This is a genomic window from Spirochaetota bacterium (assembly GCA_035477215.1).
In the GTDB taxonomy this organism is placed as follows: Bacteria; Spirochaetota; UBA4802; order UBA4802; family UBA5368; genus MVZN01.
In genome coordinates this window covers 118,287-137,515 of the sequence record DATIKU010000058.1, presented here as the reverse complement: position 1 = coordinate 137,515, position 19,229 = coordinate 118,287, and the positions used below count along the sequence as shown (strand labels likewise).

The window sequence follows — 19,229 nt, the reverse complement described above, 5'->3', positions numbered from 1 at the left end:
GAACGGTAAACTTCCTTATATTCTTTTCACTGTTTCTGCTTGTTTACGGGCTGATCAATTACTATATATTTTTTCGTGGATGGCAGCTCATACCGCGAGGTTCGGCGATTCGCCCATGGTATGCAATCGTTTTCTTGCTGGTTGCGTCATCATATATTGGCGGTCGCTTGCTTGAGAGATATTCAATCTGCACGCTCAGTACCGCGGCCATTTTCGCGGGGTCGTTGTGGTTAGCGCTCATGACGTATCTGTTTATTGGTCTGGTTGTTGTCGATTTTCTCCGTTTAATGAACCAGGCGATTCCGTTAGTGCCGTCATTTGTTATTGAAAAGAGAGGCATCATTAAATACATTATCGCCGCTATCGTGTTGATTGGGGCATTGTTGACGGTGACTGCCGGCTATGTCAACGCCGCCATTTTGCGCGTGCGCACTCTCGATATTACGCTATCTAAAACCACCATTCCGCACGGTGGAGTGCGGATTGCGCTGGCAACAGACATACATCTCGGCGTTATTATCGGAAACTCACGCCTCGAGCGCCTGGTAAACAAAATCAACGATATAAAGCCGGATGTCATATTGCTCGCGGGCGATATCGTCGACGAAGACCTCGCACCCGTAATCGAACAGAACCTTGGAGAGACCCTGCGCGGTCTCAGGGCGAAGTACGGTGTCTATGCAGTCACCGGAAACCATGAATATATCGGCGGCGTGGAGGATGCCGTTCATTATCTCGAAAAACACGGAATTATCGTTCTACGCGACAACGCCGTTCTCATTGATGGTAAGTTTTACGTTGTTGGCCGGGATGACCGAAGCAAAGCCGGCTTCACCGGAGAGAAGAGGAAACCGCTTAACGATATCATTTCCGGTCTTGACAAACGATTACCGATCATCCTAATGGACCATCAGCCGTTTCAACTTGACGAAGCCGTAGCAAACGGTATCGACCTTCAACTTTCGGGGCACACGCATCATGGGCAGATGTGGCCGTTTAACCATATAACCAGCGCCGTATACGAAATAAGCCATGGATATGTTCAAAAGGGCGATACTCATGTGTACGTCTCAAGCGGATCCGGTACATGGGGCCCCCCGGTGAGGGTTGGAACGAGGCCGGAAATAGTTCAGATCAGAATAAATCACCGAAAATGATCGGAGATCATCATGGCCAGCCGCGATAAAGGTCCCGGCATGGAGAAGATTCCGTTTCTATGGGAGGACCAGGAACCTTCCGAAGCCCAGATCGAGCGGATAAACACGGAAAACCTTAAGCGTCACGCAAATTTCAGAATTGCCGCTGAACACGTATCCCGCGCCCTTTCGGAAATCGCTGCGGTCCGTAAAATCATTTTGTTCGGTTCGGTCGCCATTCCTCCATTCAAGGAAATGCCTTCAAGTGGCAGATTTGCAGAGAAAGGTGTTGAAGTTTATCACCACTGCGATGATGTTGATATGGCCGTATGGATGGATGATGTGAAATGCATCAATGAACTTCGAACGGCGAGAGTACGGGGCCTTTCGCTTTTACACAAGGGGGAAGGGATAGGGGTTGCGCATCATCAGGTTGATGTTTTCCTGTTGGATTGCAATACCGGGAAGTATCTTGGGCGCCTGTGCATTTTCGGCAGGTGCCCCGCCAAAAAATATGTTTGCGGGGTTGAAGGATGCGGAAAAACGCCATTCCTCCGCATGCACGATGGTTTCGTCTTTGACCCCGGGATTTTCCGGGGATCGGAAACCATATGCCTGTACGATCGCCGTGGAAATGAATAAAAGGCAATCAGATATGAGCACAGACAACAGGCTTCCTGACAGAGACGAACTCAACAGGTTTTATTCAAAACGGGTCCCTTATTATGAAAAGGTCCTCATTGGCGTGGCGAAGGATATCAAAGACTCTTTACTCGTGAAAGGCCTGAATCCAACGATTAAGTACAGGGTAAAATCGTTTGAGAGTTATTTCAACAAGCTCATCAGGAGAATGAAGCAAAACCGTGGTTCCTGCATTCCCGAAGAGATAACCGATATTCTGGGAGCGCGCATAATCTTTCCGTTCCTGGAGGATATTGAAACCGCTGAAAAAATTATCCGGTCTTCATTTTCGGTGACAGGAAGTGAGAAAAAGGGCGTCAATCACTCATTTCGCGAATTCGGTTACGAAGCGACCCACCTGATGCTCCGGATAGAGAAGTACATACCGGAAGAGGCGGGGCTGGACGTAGTTCCATGCTGCGAGATACAACTCTCAACCATCCTCCAGGACGCATGGTCCGAGGTGGAGCATGAGCTTGTATATAAGGCGGAGTTCACGCCGTTCGATCTCCCGCTGAAAAGGAAGCTGGCCGCACTTAACGCGAATCTCACGCTGGCGGACATCATCTTTCAGGAAATACGGGATTATCACAGGGCGATGCAGTTGGAATTAAAGAAGAGGAGAAGCGCCCTGTACGAAAAAATCGGCATTCCCGGCACGATTGCCGGAACGGAACCAGTCTCCGGCACGACTGTTGAGCAGGAGACGGCACCGGCGCAATCCGATTCCATGCCTGAAGACACCATCGATAATATTCTTCTGAAAGCCATAACCGCCCACAATGAGGGGCTGTACCCGCGGGCTATTTCACTTTATTCCAGGCTGCTGGGAACCGAGAATCTTCCGTCAGTTAAGTCAATCATACATAATCATCGCGGCATGGCATACCTCGCCCAGGCGCGGTACGGTGAAGCGATCGATGATTTTTCAGAGGCGGTCAAACTGGACGCTTTCAATTTCAGGGCCTACAATTACAGAGGGTTTTGTCGCCGAATGATCGGCGAGCACGGAACGGCCATAGATGATTTTAACACATCGATAACCGTAAACCCATACCAGTCCGAGTCATATTACAGCAGGGCGCTTGCGTGGTACGAGCTGGGGGACATCGCCCGCGCTTTCGAAGATTGCAACAGGGCACTTAATCTAAAACCGGAATCCTCGTCCATTCGCAGTTTTTTCGAGATGGTCAGAAAAAAAATGTTCGAATGACCGTTTTGGTGACGTTTCTTTTTCAGCTTGACAAAAGATGTGCACGAAACGTATGTAATTACGTTTGATTTCACGTTTATTGAGCCTACCAAGGATATGAGATGTTCACCGAAAGAACGTATTGCGGAGAAATAACCGACTCCCAGAAAGGCAAGCGAGTCCAGCTCGGCGGCTGGGTAGACAGGAAGCGGGACCTCGGGGGGATAATTTTCATCGAGCTGCGCGATGTCTCCGGTATCGTACAGATAGTTGTCGATTCTTCCAAATCTCCGGACGTGGCCGCAATCGCGGAAAGCGTTAAAAATGAGTTCTGCCTGCGAATCGAAGGTTTTGTCCGCATGCGTTCTGCCGAAACCGTCAATCCCGCGCTGAAGACGGGTTCGCTCGAGGTTGAGGCCGGGATTATCGAGGTTCTCAATCCATCATTGACTCCGCCGTTTCCTCTTGATACCCGTAACTCCATTAATGAAGAGCTTCGGCTTGAGTATCGTTACCTCGATCTGCGCCGCGAGGAAATGAGGGAAACAATACTCGCACGCCACCGGGCGACGCAGGAAATTCGAAGGCATTTAACGGAACAGCGCTTTATCGAGATTGAAACGCCGATGCTGAATAAATCGACTCCCGAGGGTGCGCGCGATTTCCTCGTACCGAGCCGCATCAACAGGGGCATGTTTTACGCACTTCCGCAGTCACCGCAGCTTTTTAAACAGATATTGATGGTGTCCGGTTTCGATCGGTATTTCCAGGTAGTGAGATGCTTTCGAGATGAAGACCTTCGCAACGACAGGCAGCCCGAGTTCACCCAGGTGGACATGGAGCTTTCGTTCGTGAGCCGTGAAACGGTTATGGAAATAATCGAGGGCCTGGTAAAAGCCATCGTTAAGGAAACGATCGGGCGGGATGTCGCCGTGCCCTTTCCCCGCATGAGTTATGACGAAGCGATTGAGCGGTATGGAAAAGACGCCCCTGATACGAGGTTTGGGCTAAGGCTTTTTAATTGCGGGGATATTCTGAAGAACTCTTCGTTCAACGTTTTCAGCTCGGCGCTTGCATCCGGAGGCGGCATCAAATGCCTGCCGGTCCCCGATGAAGGGGCCATTTCCAGGAAAATGATCGACGATTACACGGAGTATATCAAAACTTTCAGGGCAAAAGGGCTCCCTTATTTCCGTTTCAGGGAGGGCGCATTCGAGGGGGGAATAGCGAAATTCCTGAGCGATTACGAGCGTGCCGCGCTGACCGAGAAGTTGGCGCTGAAGGGGAATGTGCTGGTGTTTTTCGCTTCGGACCGCGAAAACGTGATAAATGACACTCTGGCAAATCTCCGGCTCAGGGTCGGAAGAGATCTAAATCTGATCAATGAAGATAAATTCAATTTTCTCTGGGTCCTCGATTTTCCACTTCTGGAGTACGACGACGAGGAAAAGCGTTATTTCGCAAAACACCATATGTTTACGGCCCCTCTCGCCGGGCACGTCGATTCTCTCGATACAATATCGCCGGAGTCGGTGAATTCTATTAAGGCTCAGGCCTATGATATCGTTCTCAACGGCGTCGAGATCGGCGGCGGTTCGATACGGATACATAATACGGATCTCCAGAGAAAAATGTTCGGTGTACTGGGAATATCGGAAGAAGAGGCGAAGATTAAATTTTCGTTTCTACTCGAAGCCCTCAAATACGGTGCACCGCCTCATGGGGGGATCGCCCTGGGCCTGGACAGGATTTTGATGCTTCTTCTCAAGAGAAATTCGATCAGGGACGTTATCCCATTCCCCAAAACGCAGAAAGGACAGTGCATGATGAGCAACGCCCCGTCTCCGGTCTCCCCCGAACAGCTCAGGGAACTTTCCATAAAGGTGGTCGACAAGTAATATATGGTCGAAAGTGCCGTTGAAAGCCGTTTCGAAATCGATGATACCTCACTTTATAAGAGAATTTGCGGATTCCGGGACAAAAATATTGGTACCATCGAAAAAATCCTCGATGTGCAAATAATTCCAAGGGGAAACACCCTGATAATCAGTTCGAGCAGGGGTACCATCGAAAAAACAATTAGATTGCTCCACCTGATGGGTGACTATCTGCAACTTAAGGACAAATCGTACGAATTCGAAGAATTCGATATACGATACCTTGCCACTACGATCGCCGCGGGCGGTGACATCGATACCGAAGAACTTAGCAGGCTCAAGATAACGTTTCCGGAAACGGGAAGAACGATATCGCCGAAGACGCTGAACCAGGCGAAATACGTATCATCTATCAACCGCCATCCGATTACATTCGCAATTGGGCCGGCTGGCACGGGGAAAACATATCTGGCGGTTGCCGTTGCGCTTGGACACCTCATGACCTGCAAGGTCGAGCGCATCATTCTTACAAGACCCGCCGTTGAAGCCGGAGAAAGCCTCGGCTTCCTGCCGGGAGATCTGATACAGAAAATAAATCCATACCTGCGCCCGCTGTACGATGCGCTGTTTGATCTGATACCATTTGAAAAAGTATCAAAGTTGATCGAAAAGGGAACAATAGAAATCGCTCCGCTCGCGTATATGCGGGGAAGGACGCTCAACAGGGCGTTTATAATACTTGATGAAGGTCAAAATACAACCGTTTCCCAGATGAAAATGTTCCTCACAAGGCTCGGAAACAATTCGAAAATTGTCATATCCGGCGATGTTACCCAGATTGACATAGAAAAACCGAAAAACTCCGGTCTTCTGAATGCAATGCGAATATTAAAGAAAGTGGAAGAGATCGCTTTCATTGAATTCGGACGTGAGGACATCTGCAGACATCCCATCGTTGAAAAAATCGTCGCCGCCTATGATCACGCGGAAAAATCGGAGTAGCCGGTTCCTTTGATACGCCGGGCCGGACGGCCAAAGAAAAAAACCTTATGCTGACGACAGTTAAAATAATCAGCCGGTCCGTCAACGCTGCGATGAGAAATCGCAACATTCGACTGTCCCTGTTTCTTATCCTCGGCATCATCGTCATTTCGACCGTGCTTTTGTCGATCAATATGGTCGGCAAAACACATGATTACAGCATCGGCGACATAGCCCGCGAGGACGTGCGGGTCTCCGGGGATATTGTTTTTGAAATTGAATCCGAGACCAGGGCTGAAAAAGGCCGGGTCGCCGATTCCGTCCCGCTGGTATTCGACCGCGACCAGTCGGTCCTGGTGGAAGTCCTTCGGCATATCGATATGCTTTTCGATCATATTGACATAACGCTTCGCGAGATTCCTCCGACCGGCAGCGAAGACAGGACATTTCAACTTATTACCATAAAATCCAGGCTGCCGAAATTCCCGCAATATGACGATCATGTACTTTTCGAACTGCTGCGGAGCCAGAACACGTCGGATATACGCCAGAACATCAAAAAGCTGATGATCTATATTCTTGACAACGGCGTAATGCCCGCCCCGTATTCGAATCCGCTTTCAATAGCGAACAAGAACGTAACCATGAGGATTATCAACAGCCCGCAGGCGGCCAACGAGATATCACGCGGGCTCGAGGAGATAAAGACTCTGGCCGAAATCAACGCCGATATTCCCGGACTGGTGCATGCCATGATCCAGCAACGAACTCGGGAAGAACGCACGCTAATCATATCAGTGATAAAAACGCTGGTTAGGCCAAATCTTCTTTTCAATGCGGAAGAAACTAAACGAAGAATCGAAGAGGCCACGAAAAATATTAAACCTGTAACGGGCGTGCTTAAAAAAGGACAAACGATCGTCAGGGAAGGGGATACCATTACCACGGAGACGCTCGACAAAATCTCGATCCTGAATTCCTATGCATCGACCACCCGGATCAACTATATACTCGGTGTGCTTCTTTTACAGGTGTCTTTCCTGTTGGTTTTCGCTTATTTTTTGATCGAGTATCATTCCAGGCTTCTTCCTGACCGAAAAGCCCCCGTAATCATATTCTCGATCGTTGTCCTCTTTGTCTTCTTTACGTTTTTTCTTTCCAGAACCGATAATATCCTTAATTCAGCAATGATCTTCACTCTCTTTCTCCCGATCGCAGCGGTGACCATGATCATCGCAACGCTTTTCAACATATTTATCGCCATAATAATCGGGCTGTATCTGATATTTTTCGCGTTTATGGTCAGCAATGGTTCGCTTGTCGTAATTGTAACCGCCTTCAGCTCGGCAATACTTGGTGTATTCGTGCTGACCGGCGTTGAAAGGCGCACCGATTTCCTGAGGGGAGGGCTTATACTCGGGATAATAAACTCGGTTGTAGTCACGGGCGTATGCCTCATGGAAGATTATACGCTCTACGATACGCTTCGAAACATCGAACTGTCCCTTGCGAACGGAATTATCAACTCTATCCTTGTTCTCGGTGTATTTCCGTTGTTCGAAAACCTTTTCAGCATAACGACAAAATTCAACCTGCTCGAGCTTTCGGATCTCAACGCGCCCATCTTCAGGCGCATGCTTATCAAGGCGCCCGGAACTTACAACCATTCCCTCATGGTCGCAAACATGGCGGAGGCCGCCTGCAAGGACATCGGGGCCAATTACCTCCTTGCGCGCGTGGGCGGATATTATCATGACATCGGGAAGATTGAAGACGCCGGTATCTACATCGAAAACAAGATTACGGATAAAAGGGCGAAATCGCTCAAACCGATTGAATATTCACGTTTGATAATTTCACACGTCGAGAAGGGCATCGTTCTCTCCAGAAAAAACAAGTTGCCCGAGCAGGTGGAGAGCTTCATCCGGGAGCACCACGGTACGACGACGATGACCTTTTTCTATCACCAGGCGCTTGAGGAAGCGGACGCTTCGGGAGAGAACGGTACCGTAAATAAAACGGAGTTCCAGTACCTCGGTCCCAAGCCACAGTCCAGGGAGACGGCCGTGGTGATGCTCGCGGACGCCGTTGAGGCGGCCTCCCGATCGCTTCAGGATCCGACAAGCGTAAAACTGGAATCGCTGGTCAAAAAGATCATATACAACAAGCTAAATGACGATGAGTTCGAGTATTCGGACCTTACAATGTCCGACCTAAACAAGATCCAGCGGGCCTTCATGAGGATACTCAACGGAATATTCCATACAAGGATCGAGTATCCCGACAACGAAGAGGTACAGAAGCTTGAGGGGAAAGTCCACATCAAAGAAGACGATAATTAACGTCTTTGTGGAAGGTCGGGCCATACTGCCTTTCATCGGAATTACCAGACGGTTCCTCAAACTCGCGGCCGAACGGACCTGCGAAATGGCCGATGTATTCGGAAGCTCCGTATCCGTCATTTTGACCGACGATGACAGGATCAGGGAAATCAACAATCGTTACAGAAAGAAGAACCGTCCGACCGACGTCATTTCTTTCGCCTATCGCGAAGAACCGTTTCCGGCTGTGGATGGCGATGTTGAAACACTCGGGGACGTGTATATATCCCTGGAGCGTGCGGCAGCCCAGGCTGCGCAATACGGAGCACAACCCGCGGAAGAGCTTCTGCGGCTGCTGGTCCATGGCATATTGCATCTGGCGGGATACGATCATGGGCGATCGGAACGCGACGAGACAATTATGCGGGAAAAAGAAATAGAAATACTGGCCATCCTCACACCTCGTTTATCTTCGCGCTCAAATCGGACTTGAAACGGTCTATTCTTTTCCTTAAAGCGGCCTTCATTCCATCGAGCTCATCCGCGGAGACCCGGGCATTCACGCTGAAATAAAACTTGATCTTTGGCTCGGTCCCTGACGGCCGCATGGTAATCTTTGAGCCGTCTTCAAGAAAAAACTGCAACACGTCAGAGCCCGGTAGATTATTAATCGGTATTTTCGAACCGGCGGCTATGTCCGTTTCCTCAAGTGCGAGATAATCGGCGATGCGAGCCACCCGGATTCCGCCGAACTCGCCCGGCGAGGAACGCCTGAACGAATCCATAATGTTTTGTATTCTCTCCATGCCGTCGATCCCCTTCATCGTGATCGAGAGAAGGTCTTCCTGATAAAGGCCGAATTTAAGATATATGGCGCTCAGGAATTCATAAAGGCTGCCGCCGCTTTCTGCAAGCCAGTCCGCCATTTCCGCGTAAAAATAGCAGGAGCTGATGGCATCCTTGTCGCGCACGAAGTCCAGGGGAAGATATCCGTAGCTTTCCTCGCCGCCGAAAATGAATGATTTTTCACCGGACAATTCATATTCCTTCATTCTAAGGGCAATCCATTTAAACCCCGTCAGAACGTTGTCGACGGAGCAGCTGAAGCTTCTCGCGATTACATCCTGCAAATCGGTAGTTACGATGGTTTTTACCATGACGCCGTTCGCCGGAAGAGTGCCCTTGCGTGACAACCTGTGCAGCAGGTAATACTCGAGCATGGTGCCTATCTGGTTCCCGTTGAGAAGGTCATAATCGCCCTCGAGATTCCTGATGCCGACTCCCATGCGGTCGGCATCAGGATCGGTTGCGAGGATAAGGTCGGCGTCGACTTTACGGGCAAGTTCAAGGGCCTGCGCGAGTGCGTCGCGCTCCTCGGGATTCGGGGACTTGACGGTACTGAAGTTTTCATCGGGCTTCGACTGTGATTCAACCGTAAATATATTCTGGAAACCGAAATGGCGCAGCACCTCCGGGATGATTTTATATCCGGTCCCGTGCAGGGGGGTGTATACTATTACCGTTTCCGAAGGTTTCGCGGGGCGAAGCGCCTTTTCCCCGAGCATGGAAATATAGGTTTCCGTTATATCGCCGCCTATCACCTGGATCAGACCGGAAAGGATACCGTCCTCGAAATCAATACGTTTAATCGCTTCAATTGAGTGTATCATCTTTACTTCATCGATGATCTCGCCGTCCACTGGAGGCACCACCTGGCCACCATCATCCCAGTATACCTTGTAACCATTATACTCCGGAGGATTATGGCTTGCCGTAATGACAATACCGGAAACCGCATTCAGTTCGCGGATTGCGAAGGAACACAGGGGCGTAGGGGTGATGTCGTTGAAATAATATACCCTGATGTCGTTACCGGCAAGAATGCGTGCCGCCTCCCGTGAGAAGACGTCGGACATCCTCCTCGAATCGCGGGCGATAACCACGCCCCGGTCCTGTTTTTTCTTAGAAAGGATGTAATTGGCAAGCCCCTGTGTCGCCATGCCGACCGTGTACACGTTCATCCGGTTGGTGCCGGCGCCGATTACGCCACGAAGCCCTCCGGTTCCAAATTCGAGCATCGTATGGAACCGGTCCTCAAGCTCTTTCTGGTCGCCGCGTTCCATGAGAAGGGAGACTTCATTTCGGGTGTTTTCATCGAAAGGGAAGTTGGTCCATTCATCGATCAGTTCGGTTATCCGGTGGTCCATAAAATCTCCCTTGATACTGGTTGAATTGGCAAGCGACGGTGTAGTAGAATTCCTTACGGTTCCGTGTGAAAAATCAATCACTTTTCCCACGATCTGATTTCAATCCGAATCGGTGATGAATCGCATAAAAATAATTACTGGAAAAATATGTATCGCCGTGTGAGTAATCCCTTTGGAGATCATTAATATGAACCGTAGGGATAAATCAGCGGTCGGGCGTGTTCGCGCATTCATACAGGAGCACCGTCTTCTTGAAGCGGGTGACCGGCTTATTTTTTCACTCTCGGCCGGAAAGGACTCCGTCGCCCTGCTCGACATTATGAGTTCGATCGCTGATGAATGGTCTCTGACCATGGGTGTATTCCATCTCAATCACCTGTCGCGGGGCGCCGAATCCTATGCCGACGAGGAATTCGTCAGGAGCCTGGCGAAAGGCCGTAATCTAAAACTGTATTGCGAACGTTTCGACTGTTTGAAAAGGCCGCGTGGATATTCTTTCGAGGAATTTTCGCGGGAGACACGGTATCGGTATCTGGCTGATATCGCTCGCGATGGATCATGGGATAAAATCGTCACCGCCCACACCGGGAGCGACAATGTTGAAACGATTGTTATGCGAATCCTGCGCGGAACGGGCCTGCACGGACTCAGGGGCATCGAACCAATACGCGGAAATATGATTCGGCCGATGCTGCCTTTAACGAGCGGTGAGGTATACGGCTATTTGACGGATCGCGCCCTTGAATGGCGCGAGGATGAAAGCAATTCCGATATTAGGTTTCTGCGAAATTTCGTGCGAAACGAACTCCTCCCAATGGCAGGGCGCCGGTTCCCCTCTGTCGATGAAGCGCTCTCCCGGCTTTCGAAGCTGGCGGTTGAAAACGCATCATTGCTGGACCATCTTCTCGAGAAGACATACGGGAAGGTTTACATGGAAAAGCAGGGCGAAATATTTATTTATCCCGAAAGATTTGGTGGAGACGAACGGGTTATTCGATATGCGCTTGTCCACGCAATTAGAGATCATTTTAAACAATATATTTCAAGTCGAATTATAGACGAGATAATGAAGGCGTATGGATCGGCCAAAAACAGTGTTTCCATAAAGGTCGGTGGCGTTTTGTCGATTTCGGTAATGCGTGATGACGGCCGAAGCACCATCTCCATAGGGGAAAAGACGGCCGGGGAAACGGCGAAGAGATCGTGGGAATACCGAATCGATGTCCCTACCGGTTATAAGCCTGCCGGGGATATCGTCATTGGCGAACCCGGGTATTCGCTTTCGATGTGCCTTGTGAGATATGAGACTTTTCTCGGAGAATACCGGCGAAAAGACGTCCTTTTTTTAGCTTTACCGGATGAAGTTGATTATATTGTACTGCGAGGCAGGATAAACGGTGACCGGATACGGTTGCCAGGAGGGACGAAAAAGATTAAGGACCTTCTTATTGATTTAAAGGTAGCGCAGTCCCTGAGAGAGTCGGTGCCGATTGTTATGGTCGGTAGTGAAGTAGCGGCGGTTATGATCGGAATGACCGTTAATATGCATCACAGGGTTGCGCGGAACTACATGGTGACGGAACAGTCCCAAAAAATACTTGCTATATACCGGGCGGGGGGGTAAACGGCACCTGTGCCGCCGGGATGCTCCGGCCAATGATGCTTCAAGTCCGGCCCGTTGGAATAATTAGAGACGTTTACAATACCAGGATTAATGCAAGTGCGCCCATGCGGAGGCGGGGAAACAATCTCCAGGGTTTGGATAGCGTAAAATGACTTTAATCATCCGGTCGATCATGATCAGGAGTGGCAGATGAACAGGACAGGCAAACAGATCGCGCTTTTACTTTTAATAGTGGTTCTGGCGATCGCGATATTTAAAATGAACGATACGACAAAACCGAAGGTCGAGTCGCTCCAGTACAGCGATTTTCTAAGGAAGGTTTCTGAACAGAAGGTGAAAGCCGTTTCCATCATTAACGGCAAGAAGATTTCGGGGACCTACACAAAAGGGGACAAGGCGTTCATTTTCGAGACGATCATTCCATACGATGATCCGGATTTGGTGAAGAACCTTATTGCGTCCAAAGTGGAAGTAAAGGGCGAAGAGGCGGATGATAACCTGTTCCTCAAGGGCATTCTGAATTTTCTACCATGGCTTTTCTTTTTCGGGCTTATCTGGTTTTTCATGATACGACAGATACAATCAACCGGCAACAAGGCCATGTCGTTCGGCAAGAGCAAGGCCAAGTTAAACCCGGAAACTCGAAACAAGGTCACCTTTGCCGATGTCGCCGGTGTTGACGAGGCGAAAGAGGAGCTTGGAGAAATAATTGATTTTCTGAAAGAGCCGAAAAAGTTTTCCGATATCGGTGCGAAAATACCCAAAGGCGTTCTCCTTATGGGCCCTCCCGGGACCGGTAAAACCCTGCTTGCCAGGGCGATCGCCGGCGAAGCCGGAGTGCCCTTTTTCTCCATCAGCGGTTCCGACTTCGTGGAGATGTTCGTCGGTGTCGGCGCATCGCGCGTGCGCGACCTGTTCGAACAGGGCAAGAAAAGCGCCCCGTGCATTGTATTCATAGACGAGATAGACGCAGTGGGCAGGTTAAGGGGGGCGGGTCTCGGCGGCGGACACGATGAACGGGAGCAGACTTTAAACCAGCTTCTTGTGGAAATGGACGGCTTCGAAACAAACGAAGGCGTTATAATCGTGGCGGCTACCAACAGGCCCGACGTTCTGGATCCGGCGCTGCTTCGTCCCGGACGTTTCGACCGGCAGGTTATTGTCGATACACCGGACATAAAGGGACGCGAAAAAATACTCGCAGTTCATTCACGGAAAATACCCCTTTCGCGCGAAGTCGACCTCAAAGTGATCGCGAGGGGAACGCCCGGATTCACCGGCGCGGACCTCGCCAATCTGGTTAACGAGGGAGCGCTTCTTGCGGCCCGCAGGGGCAAGAAACGAGTATCGATGAGCGATATGGAAGACGCCAAAGACAAAGTTCTCATGGGACCCGAGCGTCGTTCAATGCTCATTTCCACCGATGAAAAGGAGATTATCGCCTATCACGAATCCGGTCATGCGCTTCTCGGTCTTCTTACCGGCTCCGACCCGATACATAAAGTCACGGTGATACCAAGGGGAAGGGCGCTTGGCCTTACTATGCAATTGCCAAAAGAGGAGAAGCATCTGCATTCGCGAAATTTCTGGCTCAACCAGATAACGATTCTCTTCGGAGGTCATGTTGCCGAGACACTGAAGTTTAAAGATGTGACAACCGGATCCGGAAATGACCTCGAAAGGGCGACCGACATCGCGCGTCGGATGGTGTGCGAATGGGGCATGAGTAAAAGAATAGGGCCGATCACTTTCGGCAAAAAAACCGAACAGATTTTCCTTGGCAGGGAGATCGCCCAGCACCGCGATTACAGTGAATCGACCGCCAAGAAGATAGATGATGAGGTGAAATCAATACTCTCGAGTTGCGAAAAGAGAGCAAAAAAGCTGATTGCGGCAAACAAATTAAAATTCGAAAAAATCGCACAGTACCTTGTTGAAAGGGAAACACTTAACGCCGAAGAAGTCCTCATTATAATGCGCGGAGAGGATCTTCCGCCAATGTTGAATAACACGGCACAAAGGACGAACACCCCAATCGAAAAGGAGAAGGCCGTCGGAAACGTCAAGCCCGACGGAAGCATACTTGAGCCGGCCAAATCATAAAGTGTTTACGAGGGCACTCAGTGATCGACGATGATCTTGACAGGCTGCTTTCCGATGTGGAAAGCGGTGTGGATTATTCAGGAACCAGGGAGGATGCGCTTCGCTTCAAACAACGTGTGGCGCGTAAACCGGATGTCACTTCGGAAGGTTCGGGAGAAGGACTCAATAATGAAGAAGGCTTTATAGAGAGAATTAAAAGCATCAAGGTCGATGACGATATCCTCGATTACGCCAAGGGGGTGGCCCAGGCCGTCAGCACGCATACATTGAGAACGGCCCAATTCCGCAGACTGCTGTCCGATTATGACGTTCACGATAACGTGCTTCAGATCATACAGAAATATAAGTACACCTTAATTGGTTTTATAGAGAATATTGAAAGACTGCATGGGGAGTACGCGACACCTCTTTCGATTGACTCACTCGCTAAAAATGCACGAAAAGATTATCCGCTTTTTTTCGAGGGCTTTGAAGATGAGAACAAGGTCGATTTTCTGGCGCTGAAAGAGCTTTTTTTACGATTAAGGGAATTCAACGGCAAAACACGCAAAGAATGGAGCGAGTTGTCAAAGAGAATCGGTGTTATAAATAACGCCGATAACGGGAAAGAGTTTTATTCCGAGCTAAACGCTCAATTGGAAGCCGCGTTGGGTTTTTGCGACGTCACCGATAAATTACTTCGCCGCATCGCCGATTTCCTATCCATGCCGGTGAAAGACTTCAATGTCACAGAGCGCGATATTGTTAATAAGACCATCTACCATCAATCAATGTCATACAAGTATGACGCGCTTTTCAACCTGACCGCATACCTCCCCGGTGGTTCAAACTCGGGAATTGAACCCGACGACATCTTGGATATTGACGCCAATGACAATACAGGAGCGAACTCTACAGCCATACGAAACAGGGAATACAAGGATGAAAAAACCGCACCAGCCCCGGCCGGGGAGGTCCACGTATACCCTCTTTCACGTAATGACAGTGATGAAGAAATTATTGGAAGGTTTACGGTTAAAGGAACGAATACGTGGAATACCCGCGAACCGTATATCCTGAGGCTCTACCGGGAAAAACTTGTAAAAGATTATAATGATCTCGCGAGTTCATTCTATTATTCGAGTGAACCCGAAAACAGTACAGCGCAGGAAGGCGCGGTAAAAAGGGCGATGATACGATTTATGAGCGACACCTCCAAGAGCATTGAAGAAGAGTATGAAGGGTTTATCTATAAGACGCTGATAACTCAGGTGCAGGTGCTGTGTAATTTTTTCGGATTCGAGGATGATGCGCGAAATCTTTTCATATATCACCTGGGCCCTGCGACCCTCCACAAGGTTTTAACCTCTTTCCTCCAGGTTGAGAGAATCGGCCTCTGCTTTAAATACCTGCCGGCAAATAAAGTTGTAAGATATATTCCAGCAGAATACATAAAGGAGAAAATACTCAATTGGCACGAGGCCAATATCAACACCCTTAACATAGATTTTGATAAAGTTCAGTATTTCGACGAGATTCGCCGAACGGTAATAATGAAATACAACACAGAACTTGCCAATAACGAACGTCAGCTTGAAGAAATGATTATTAAATTGAGGCTCAGTGACAACCAGCAATTCAATAAACAGGAATTCTTTAAAAGCAAATGGAATCAATGGTTCGGAGCCGCGTGTATACCGGTATATAACAGATTTATCGAAAAGAGTGTTTTCAAGCAGCCGTTATAGAAAATGACGGTGGCGCGTCTTCCCTTAAGGCACTGAGAAAATACCGGCCTTTCGTATGCATAATAACCGGAATGATCATTAGTATCATGCATGTTTGAAAATCGGATGGCGCCCAGGATGAAAACACTCGCCGTAAAAAAATATATCGGTGACGACGAATTATTGGGCCTATTGAGAAAGGATTCGTATCCTGGAACAATTGATCGCATAAAGGCGTGTATTCTGGGCGTTCAATGCTCCCTGCACCAGACCGGGCCGGCGGCGGTAATCGATTTTATTCATAGCGAAGCATGCAGCGCCCCGTCCGATTATTCAGCCTCAGCCATCGAGGGACTATGGTATCACCTGTATGGCAGCGCCGATTTTCCAAAATCAGAACATATACGGTTTTCAAGCGAAACAACCGGACGGGATTCTTGTATTTCATTCGTTCGCAGGCAACTGGAGGCGGGTGAAGAATTTCTCAAGCGGCTTCACCTGGGGGGGTATAATGTACGTATTGAAAACGAAAAGATACGGAAGGTGTACGCGATCTTTATGGCGAACATCGAACTCCTGAGGGCCCTTGAAAACAGCATGCGTGAGAAGTGGACGGAAGAAGAGTTTTCCGACATGGATGGCTTTATAAAAAAGCTTGAGAGTTTCACTTCGGTGATGTGGAGCACAATGGTGACCATAAAAAATATGATGAAAAACGAGAAGCTCAAGCTGATTAAAAACAAGGCGATAATCGTCGAAATAGAGGAGAGGCTCGGGCAACCGTTACGACGTAATGATTCATGTCCCTGTGGGAGCGGTAAAAAATATAAAAACTGCTGCGGGTCATGAAAGCAATGAAAGTACTTTTCGTGTTCTTAAACTGCTTAATTGAGCAATCTGCCCGCCGTAAGGACTTCCCGCCTTCAGAGATTCAAGGACCGATTTCGGTTCGGCTATCCCGTTCACCAGGGCTATCGCTTCTTCACGGGCAATGCCGATAATATCAAGGTCGGCGGACAGATCGGTAAATTCGAAACCCGCATCGTGGCCGTGCTGTTGGAAACCGATTATCCGCCCGGAACCACGCATCGTTAAATCCGCCTCCGCGATCATGAATCCGTCGTCGGTCGCCGCAACAGTATCAATTCTTGTGCGTGCCTCAACCCCGATATCGTCAGGATATATGAAAACGCAGAAAGACTGTAAATCACTTCGTCCCACCCTGCCGCGCAACTGATGAAGCTGCGAAAGCCCGAATCGTTCGGAGTGTTGAACGACGATTATGGTGGCATTTGCAACATCGATTCCCACCTCAATAACCGTGGTGGAAATTAGTATATCGATTTCACCATTTTTGAAACGCTGCATTATTTCGTCCTTTTCCTGTGAAGGCAATCTGCCATGCAGCAGTTCAACTCTGCGATGAGGGAAAATATCGTTTTTAAGAGACTCGAATGCGTTAATCGCCGATTTGAGGTCCACTTTTTGTGATTCTTCGATAATGGGATAAACGAAATAAGCCTGGCGGCCTTCATTGATGTATTTATCAACGGATTTATAGACTCCGCCAATCCGTGATTCGGGTAACGCAATAGTTTTTATGGTCTGCCTGTTCAGCGGTTTTTGTCGTATAGAAGTTACATCGAGGTCGCCGTAAAGCGTCAGCGCAAGTGATCTGGGGATCGGCGTGGCGGTCATGATAAGGAGGTCCGGATTCTCGCCCTTTTCCCTGAGCAGCGCACGCTGGCGAACACCGAAACGATGTTGCTCATCGATAATGATGAGCCTAAGCTTTTTAAAACAAACCCCGCTTTCGATCAGCGCATGGGTTCCGATGATTATGGAGTTTTCGCCTGATTCGGTGCGCTGCAATACCGCAGTTTTCTCTTTCTTTTGCATGTTGCCGGTTAGAAGGTCGATCACCGGTGATTTTGGCAATAAATTTTTAAAACTAACATAATGCTGCGACGCGAGTATCTCGGTTGGCGCCATTATCGCGGTCTGTTCGTTTCTGCCCGCAACAATCAGGGCCGCAGCCATCGATACGACCGTCTTTCCCGATCCGACGTCCCCCTGAAGCAGCCGATTCATGGGAAATGGTCGCTCGAGATCGGATTGAATCTCGGATATCGCACTGATCTGGTCTTCGGTAAGAGAGAAGGGGAGTGAACGGATGAATGATTCGGGCAATTGAGATTCGATACGGTCTTTTCCGTGTGAAACCACCAGTTGAAGATATTTTCTGGACACTGCGAGATAGACCTGCATGAAGAACAGCTCGTTGAACGCGAGACGGCGGCGTGCCTGTTCCGCCTCTTCCATGGTTTCGGGGAAATGAACGGCCATAATCGCCGCCCGCAGAGAGGGCAGGTTGAGCCTGCTTAGGATTTTGCCGTCAACAGGATCCGTTATTTTATCCAGGTATTCGTCTATTGCAGTACGTATCGCCCTTCTGAATCCGCGGGAATCGAATCCAAGTGCTTTAAGCTTCTCCGTGGAACGGTATAGCGGAATGACCCTGCCGGCGTGAATGGATTTGATCCGCGAGTCCTCATCGAAAAAATCGAATTCGGGATGAACGATTTGCTTTCCCCTGAATACCTCTATTTTGCCCGAAAAAATGACCGAGGAGCCGGGAACGAAAATTTTCTGGAAATACTGAATGCCGGCAAAAAAAACACCTGAAAGGCTGTCGGAGCCGTCATCGATGGTAACTTCGAGAAAACGCCTGCGCCTTCCTGATATCGCGAGTTTCTGTATGGTGCCGGTAACGGTAACCATTTCTCCCGCAAAACAGTCGGTTATCGATTTAAATGATGAACGGTCAAGATATCGGCGCGGACCGTAGTAAAGCAAATCCTCTACTGTTTCAATTCCCGCTTCGGCCTTCAGAATTTCGGCTTTTTTGGGGCCGATGCCCTTGATATACTGAATGTGCGTCCGCAACGGTCATTCCTCTTCGGCTATGTACCAGATGGAATTCGGTAGATGAACATACTTATTTTCAGAGGTAAAAAAATAGGTGTAGGTAAGGTTCCGCTCGCCGGCTCCGGAGGTTATTTTTTTAACATTTGTCCATCGTTTGATAATCCTTCCGTCGTATCCGAAAACCGTGACGGTAAGATTCTGTCCGGTTATCGTTTCCAGTCTCTTTTGAACGATGTTCTTTTGCGTATAGGTAAAATAATACCTGAAGTAAAAATAGCCCGCCACGATAGCAAGCGTGGTTAAAACGGCACCTGTCAATTTGAGTTTGGTGCTGAATTTCATTTTGAAGACCTCCATGTTCGAGTGGTGCTTCCGCACCGGCACGTTTAGCATGACATGGATTCGATAGAAACATAATTTTTTCAATTAGAATTTTAGTATTTACTTGACTACCTCGTGCCGTCTCTGTATAA

The 19,229-nt window shown here is 49.0% G+C and carries 14 protein-coding genes; 11 read left to right on the top strand and 3 right to left on the bottom strand.

Annotated features, from left to right (window positions below; translation table 11 throughout):
* The first annotated feature begins 308 nt into the window (after positions 1–308).
* From VLM75_15150 to ybeY, 7 genes are all read left to right on the top strand, one after another.
* Positions 309–1,157 carry a metallophosphoesterase gene (locus tag VLM75_15150; protein HSV98259.1) on the top strand — a complete coding sequence of 283 codons (849 nt, stop codon included), beginning with the start codon at positions 309–311 and terminating at the stop codon, positions 1,155–1,157.
* 12 nt (positions 1,158–1,169) lie between these two features.
* Entirely contained in the window at positions 1,170–1,778 is a 609-nt protein-coding gene (locus VLM75_15145) for a hypothetical protein (GenBank protein ID HSV98258.1), read from the top strand.
* Positions 1,779–1,791: 13 nt separating this feature from the next.
* Entirely contained in the window at positions 1,792–3,030 is a 1,239-nt protein-coding gene (locus tag VLM75_15140; GenBank protein ID HSV98257.1) for a tetratricopeptide repeat protein, read from the top strand.
* Positions 3,031–3,131: 101 nt separating this feature from the next.
* Complete coding sequence (aspS, locus tag VLM75_15135; protein HSV98256.1) at positions 3,132–4,907, top strand: aspartate--tRNA ligase; 1,776 nt, start codon at positions 3,132–3,134, stop codon at positions 4,905–4,907.
* 114 nt (positions 4,908–5,021) lie between these two features.
* Positions 5,022–5,888, top strand: coding sequence for a PhoH family protein (locus VLM75_15130; GenBank protein HSV98255.1), 867 nt, complete (start codon positions 5,022–5,024; stop codon positions 5,886–5,888).
* 47 nt (positions 5,889–5,935) lie between these two features.
* Complete coding sequence (locus VLM75_15125) at positions 5,936–8,209, top strand: HDIG domain-containing protein (protein HSV98254.1); 2,274 nt, start codon at positions 5,936–5,938, stop codon at positions 8,207–8,209.
* Complete coding sequence (ybeY, locus tag VLM75_15120; GenBank protein HSV98253.1) at positions 8,172–8,681, top strand: rRNA maturation RNase YbeY; 510 nt, start codon at positions 8,172–8,174, stop codon at positions 8,679–8,681. Before VLM75_15125 ends, ybeY begins: the two co-directional genes overlap by 38 nt.
* Here ybeY and VLM75_15115 read toward each other — a convergent pair.
* Positions 8,644–10,395: a phospho-sugar mutase gene (locus tag VLM75_15115; protein ID HSV98252.1), complete on the bottom strand. Its 1,752-nt coding sequence runs from the start codon at positions 10,393–10,395 to the stop codon at positions 8,644–8,646. The two genes, ybeY and VLM75_15115, sit on opposite strands and share 38 nt — an antisense overlap.
* A gap of 187 nt (positions 10,396–10,582) precedes the next feature.
* Between VLM75_15115 and tilS the strand changes: the two genes are divergently transcribed.
* The 4 genes from tilS (at position 10,583) to VLM75_15095 (ending at position 16,677) form a co-directional block, all read left to right on the top strand.
* Positions 10,583–12,019 (top strand): tRNA lysidine(34) synthetase TilS, encoded by a 1,437-nt coding sequence (tilS, locus tag VLM75_15110; protein HSV98251.1) that lies wholly within the window; start codon positions 10,583–10,585, stop codon positions 12,017–12,019.
* A gap of 189 nt (positions 12,020–12,208) precedes the next feature.
* Complete coding sequence (gene ftsH, locus VLM75_15105) at positions 12,209–14,122, top strand: ATP-dependent zinc metalloprotease FtsH (GenBank protein ID HSV98250.1); 1,914 nt, start codon at positions 12,209–12,211, stop codon at positions 14,120–14,122.
* 20 nt (positions 14,123–14,142) lie between these two features.
* A complete protein-coding gene (locus VLM75_15100) occupies positions 14,143–15,849 on the top strand; it encodes a hypothetical protein (GenBank protein ID HSV98249.1) in 1,707 nt (568 codons plus the stop codon).
* Positions 15,850–15,966: 117 nt separating this feature from the next.
* A complete protein-coding gene (locus tag VLM75_15095; GenBank protein HSV98248.1) occupies positions 15,967–16,677 on the top strand; it encodes an SEC-C metal-binding domain-containing protein in 711 nt (236 codons plus the stop codon).
* On the opposite strand, the gene recG is transcribed toward VLM75_15095, so the two are convergent.
* Together recG and VLM75_15085 are read right to left on the bottom strand one after the other, a co-directional pair.
* Entirely contained in the window at positions 16,672–18,774 is a 2,103-nt protein-coding gene (recG, locus tag VLM75_15090) for an ATP-dependent DNA helicase RecG (protein ID HSV98247.1), read from the bottom strand. The two genes, VLM75_15095 and recG, sit on opposite strands and share 6 nt — an antisense overlap.
* Before the next feature lie 3 nt (positions 18,775–18,777).
* Positions 18,778–19,098 carry a hypothetical protein gene (locus VLM75_15085; protein HSV98246.1) on the bottom strand — a complete coding sequence of 107 codons (321 nt, stop codon included), beginning with the start codon at positions 19,096–19,098 and terminating at the stop codon, positions 18,778–18,780.
* Positions 19,099–19,229: the final 131 nt, after the last annotated feature.

Bases quoted from the DNA above. Each gene is read 5' to 3' on its own strand.
- VLM75_15085 (HSV98246.1), bottom strand. From the start codon at position 19,098: ATGAAATTCAGCACCAAACTCAAATTGACAGGTGCCGTTTTAACCACG.
- VLM75_15140 (HSV98257.1), top strand. From the start codon at position 1,792: ATGAGCACAGACAACAGGCTTCCTGACAGAGACGAACTCAACAGGTTT.
- VLM75_15115 (HSV98252.1), bottom strand. From the start codon at position 10,395: ATGGACCACCGGATAACCGAACTGATCGATGAATGGACCAACTTCCCT.
- VLM75_15125 (HSV98254.1), top strand. From the start codon at position 5,936: ATGCTGACGACAGTTAAAATAATCAGCCGGTCCGTCAACGCTGCGATG.
- VLM75_15095 (HSV98248.1), top strand. From the start codon at position 15,967: ATGAAAACACTCGCCGTAAAAAAATATATCGGTGACGACGAATTATTG.
- VLM75_15145 (HSV98258.1), top strand. From the start codon at position 1,170: ATGGCCAGCCGCGATAAAGGTCCCGGCATGGAGAAGATTCCGTTTCTA.
- aspS (HSV98256.1), top strand. From the start codon at position 3,132: ATGTTCACCGAAAGAACGTATTGCGGAGAAATAACCGACTCCCAGAAA.
- ftsH (HSV98250.1), top strand. From the start codon at position 12,209: ATGAACAGGACAGGCAAACAGATCGCGCTTTTACTTTTAATAGTGGTT.
- tilS (HSV98251.1), top strand. From the start codon at position 10,583: ATGAACCGTAGGGATAAATCAGCGGTCGGGCGTGTTCGCGCATTCATA.